We start from the raw sequence: 4663 nt of genomic DNA on the forward strand, positions 1-4663 counted from the left end.
AGGCTTCCACTCGGCCTCCTGACGTCGCGTTTGGCGGCGCCTGGGCTATCGCGTATCAAGAGCAACAGAAGGGCTGCTTGGTAGGATCATGTCACTGGTGCTGTTGTGATCAGAATCTTGTGAAAGATCAACCTTTCGACCGTGCTCCACGCATTAAATAGCGGCTTTGCCTTAATGATTGGGGCCGCTACGCGCCCCATCGCGGCACAAGGCCGCTCCTACAGGATTACCGCAATTCTGAAATAACGCTGTCCCTGGAGCGGGCTTACCGTCGCAAAAGATGACAAGGCGCATCGGCCCTCAACGGTCGGTCATCACCACCATGACATGGGCATCCCCGCCATCGTCACTTTCGGACAGGTAGATATGCCCCACCTGGCTATCGAAATAGGCGGTTTCCTGGGGCCCGATGCTGACCGCCTCGCCGGTCTCGAACAGGATCCGTACGCGTCCGCTCAGTACCAGGGCGAACTCCTGGCCGGGATGGCGGATGAAATCGTCGAACTGGCCGCGTTCACGGGCGATGATGCGGGCATAGGCCGGGGTCATGCGCCGTTCGGGAAATGCGCCGGCGAGCGGGTGGTAGTCGTAGGTGCCAGTGGCGTAGCCGGCCGAATCAGGCAGTGAATCGACCACCACCGTGACCGGTACGGGCGCGGTCACCGGCCCACTGGCACGAAACAGAAGGGCGATATCCACGTTCAAGGCACGCGCGGCGGCGGCCAGCTTTTCATAGCTCACCGAAACCTGGGCCAGTTCCATTTTCGACAAGGTCGACACCGGCACTCCGCTGAGCGCGGACAGTTCCTTGAGCGTCATCTGCCGGGCCTTGCGTACCTGGCGCAAGCGTGCGCCGACCTCGGCGCGGTCGAGCAGGGGCCGGGCACCGGGTTGGGCGTTGGCGCGGGTACGGTCGTCGGGCATCGGCTCTCTCTTGGGTAGCGTTTGGTCGGGCATCTTACCTTGGACACTTGCGCGAGCTGAAATTCTCATATATTAGAATTCTCATAAATGATAATTAGCGCGACAGGAGCGTGCATGGCTCAGATCTACGACACCCTGATCATTGGCGCCGGCATCGCCGGTGCCTCCCTGGGCTACCGCCTGGCTGGGCAGCGCCAGGTATTGATGCTCGAACGCGAGGCCCAGCCTGGCTACCACTCGACCGGGCGTTCGGCGGCCATGTTCATGGAGGCCTATGGCACGCCGCAGATCCAGGCCTTGACCCGCGCCAGCCGCGCCTTCTACGAGCAACCGCCGGCAGGCTTCTGCGAGCATCCGCTGCTCGAGCCACGGGGCTGCCTGTATGTCGCCAGTACCGAGCAGCGCGACTTACTCGAGGCCACCTATGCGCAGAACCTGGCCAACGGCACCGATGTGCGCCTGCTCGACCGTGACGCCGCCCTGGCGTTGGTGCCGAGCCTGCGCAGCGAGGCCCTGTGCGGCGCGGTGCATGAACAGGGGGCGATGGACCTGGACGTGCATGCCCTGCACCAGGGCTTCTTGCGTGGCTATCGCGCCGCAGGCGGTGAGCTGCGCTGCAATGTAGAGCTGACCCAGGCCTATTACCTGGACGACCTCTGGCATGTGTCCCTCGCCGATGGCAGCCAAGTACTGGCACGGCAGTTGGTCAATGCTGCAGGCGCCTGGGCTGACCAAGTGGCTGAACAATGCGGGGCGGCCAAGGTCGGCCTGCAACCGTGCCGACGGAGTGCATTCACCTTCCCGGGCCCGGCGGATGAAAATTTCAGCCGCTGGCCAGCGGTCATCGGCGTGGACGAAAGCTTCTATTTCAAGCCCGATGCCGGCCAGTTGCTCGGCTCTCCGGCCAATGCCGACCCGGTTGAACCCCAGGACGCCGCGCCCGAGGAGTTGGACGTGGCCCTGGGCATCTACAACATCGAAGCCATGACCACCTTGCAGATCCGCCGCCCGAGCCATAGCTGGGCCGGGTTGCGTTCGTTCGTCGCCGATGGCGACCTGGTCATCGGTTTCGACCCAGGCATGCCGGCGTTCTTCTGGCTGGCGGCCCAGGGTGGCTATGGCATCCAGTCCGCTGCCGGAGCATCGCGCCTTGCCGCAGACCTGCTGCTCGGCCAGCCGTTGTGCCCGAGCCTGACCGCCCAGGGCGTGTCCCCTGAACAATTGTCCCCAGCACGTTTACTGCAACCTTGAGAGGCATTACCCATGAGCAATGAGATCCAGCGTTTCCCCAGCAGCCTGCCGTTTCCGTTCTCCCGTGCGGTGAAGGCGGGTGGCTTCCTGTTCCTGTCCGGTCAGGTGCCGATGAATGCGGCCGGTGAAGTGGTGCGCGGTGACATCCAGGCGCAGACCCGGGCGGCCTGTGAGCGTATCGGTGAAAGCCTGGCGGCGTGCGGTGCGCGTTTCGACCAGGTGGTGAAGGTCACGGTATGGCTGTCGGACATGGCCCATTTCGCCGGTTTCAACGAGGTCTACAAGGGCTATTTCGGTGAGGCGTTACCGGTGCGTTCGACCGTGGCATCGGCGTTGGCCCTGGGCGTGGACGTGGAAATCGAAGTGCAGGCTTTCGTTGGGCAGGGCTGACGCCAACCACGGGGCTGTTGTCCCGCGACGCCGATCGCGGGACAAGCCCGCTCCCGCAGGAGGGACAGCGCAGCCCGAAGGGGCTGGGTGATCTCCCCCAGGGTGGGCGGTGGATTAGAACAACAATAATTCCAGAGGTGCACATGAAAGAGCAGCTGAAGATCGCCGGGGCTTTCGTCGGCGTGATCGTGGGGGCGGGCTTCGCGTCCGGGCGGGAACTGTTGCTGTTCTTCGTCGATTTCGGCGTCTGGGGCCTGGTCGGTGCCCTGGTCAGCGCCGCGCTGTTCACCTTCCTGGGCATGGCCCTGGCGGGCCTGGGCAACCGCCAGCAGGCCACTTCGCACAAGGACGTGATCCAGGCCATCTGCGGTCGCCATCTGGGCCTGTTCGTCGACTGGCTGATCACCTTCTTCATGTTCGCTGTCGCCGTGGTCATGCTCGCCGGCGGCGGTGCATTGCTGGAGCAGCAGTTCGGCGTGCCGGCGCTGGCCGGTAGCGTGCTGGTGACCGTGATGGTGGTGGCCATCGTGTGCCTGGATGTGCAGAAGGTCATCGTCGCCATCGGCGCGGTCACACCGATATTGATCCTGGTGGCCTCGGCCATCGCGCTGTATGCCGTGGCGAGCCGCGGGCAGAGCTTCGCCGAACTCGATCAGCTGGCCAGCCAGCAGGAAGCCGGTACTCGTCACTGGTTGCTGGGCGCATTCCTGTACGTGTCCTACAACATCGTGGCCGGCGCGCCGATCCTGGCGATTCTCGGCGGCTCGGCCAAGGGCGAGAGAACGGCGGTGTGGGGCGGCCTGATCGGAGGCGCGGCGCTGGGTGGGCTGATGCTGGTGATGAGCGCGGGGCTGTTGTCACGGCTGGACAGCGTGGCCGAGCTGCCCATGCCGATGCTGTCGATCGCCAATGAAGTGTCGCCGCTGCTGGGCGTGGTGATGTGCCTGATCATCTTCGGGATGATCATCAACACCGCGGTGGGAACGCTGTTTTCTTTCCTGTCGCGCTTGTTGCCGGCGGGGACCAGGCAGTTCCGCTGGGGGGCGGTGGTGACCGGGGTGGTCGCGTTCGTCTGCAGCCTGGTAGGGTTCATCAGCCTGGTGGGGGAGGTGTATCCGTTCTTCGGTTACTTAGGCTTCGTGTTGATGGCGGCGGTGTTGCTGGGGTGGCTGCGGCGCGGCAAGGCCCCGAAGGTGGCGGTGGCCTGAGCGACGGGCTGCCTTGCAGTCCAATCGCCCCTGTAGGAGCGGCCTTGTGCCGCGATCGGCTGCGCAGCGGCCGCAAACCCGGCATATCACCGCCCGCCGGGTATAACGGGCTGCCAGGATTTGCGGCCGCTGCGCGCCCGATCGCCGGCAAGCCGGCTCCTACATGTCTGGCGGTGTCTTTGAAAACAGCGCAGGACCGGTGGGAGCCGGCTTGCCGGCGATAGGGGCGCCTCAGATCCTGAAGGTGCCCACCAGTTGCTTCAAGCGCCCCGCCTGCTGGCTCAGGGCATCGCAATGGCGCAAGGTCTCGTTGAGGTTCTCCACCCCTTGCTGGTTGAGGCTGTTGATCTGGGTGATGTCCAGGTTCAGGCTCTCGACCACCGCGCTCTGCTCCTCGGTGGCAGTGGCCACCGACTGGTTCATGCCGTCGATCTCGCCGATGCGCTGGGTCACGCTGGCCAGGCGCTCGCCGGCCTGGTTGGCCACCTGCACGGTCTGCTCGCTGGACACCTGGCTTTCGTTCATGGTGTACACCGCCTCGCGCGATCCCACCTGCAGGCCGGTGATCATGCGGTGGATCTCCTCGGCCGATTCCTGGGTACGGTGGGCCAGGTTGCGCACCTCGTCGGCCACCACCGCGAAGCCACGCCCGGCCTCGCCGGCACGGGCCGCCTCGATGGCGGCGTTGAGCGCCAGCAGGTTGGTCTGCTGGGAAATGCCCTTGATCACATCGAGGATCTTGCCGATCTCGTCGGTGCTCGCGTTGAGCGCCTCGATCTGCTCGCACGACTCGCTGATCTTCTGCGACAGCGCGGTCATGGCGTTGATCGCGTCGTCCACCACCTGGCGGCCGTCGTTGGCCTGGTCGCTGGCGCCGCTGGCATGTTGCG

The 4663-nt window shown here is 64.8% G+C and carries 4 protein-coding genes and 1 pseudogene; 3 read left to right on the forward strand and 2 right to left on the reverse strand.

What is annotated here, in order from left to right:
- Positions 1–300: 300 nt before the first annotated feature.
- The gene (locus IRZ56_RS22800) at positions 301–924 is read right to left on the reverse strand and encodes a helix-turn-helix domain-containing protein (RefSeq protein ID WP_196147014.1); all 624 of its coding nucleotides are present in this window, start codon (positions 922–924) and stop codon (positions 301–303) included.
- 114 nt (positions 925–1038) lie between these two features.
- Here IRZ56_RS22800 and IRZ56_RS22805 point away from each other — a divergent pair, with 114 nt between their 5' ends.
- From IRZ56_RS22805 to IRZ56_RS22815, 3 genes are all read left to right on the forward strand, one after another.
- The gene (locus tag IRZ56_RS22805) at positions 1039–2175 is read left to right on the forward strand and encodes an NAD(P)/FAD-dependent oxidoreductase (RefSeq protein WP_196147015.1); all 1137 of its coding nucleotides are present in this window, start codon (positions 1039–1041) and stop codon (positions 2173–2175) included.
- A gap of 12 nt (positions 2176–2187) precedes the next feature.
- Positions 2188–2565 (forward strand): RidA family protein, encoded by a 378-nt coding sequence (locus tag IRZ56_RS22810; RefSeq protein WP_196147016.1) that lies wholly within the window; start codon positions 2188–2190, stop codon positions 2563–2565.
- Between the two features lie 143 nt (positions 2566–2708).
- Positions 2709–3773, forward strand: coding sequence for a hypothetical protein (locus tag IRZ56_RS22815; protein ID WP_196147017.1), 1065 nt, complete (start codon positions 2709–2711; stop codon positions 3771–3773).
- Positions 3774–4004: 231 nt separating this feature from the next.
- Here IRZ56_RS22815 and mcpA read toward each other — a convergent pair.
- A pseudogene (gene mcpA / locus IRZ56_RS22820) lies at positions 4005–4663 on the reverse strand (methyl-accepting chemotaxis protein McpA); the annotation flags it as partial.

The sequence above is a fragment of the Pseudomonas guariconensis genome (assembly GCF_015680235.1).
Taxonomy (GTDB): Bacteria; Pseudomonadota; Gammaproteobacteria; order Pseudomonadales; family Pseudomonadaceae; genus Aquipseudomonas; species Aquipseudomonas guariconensis_A.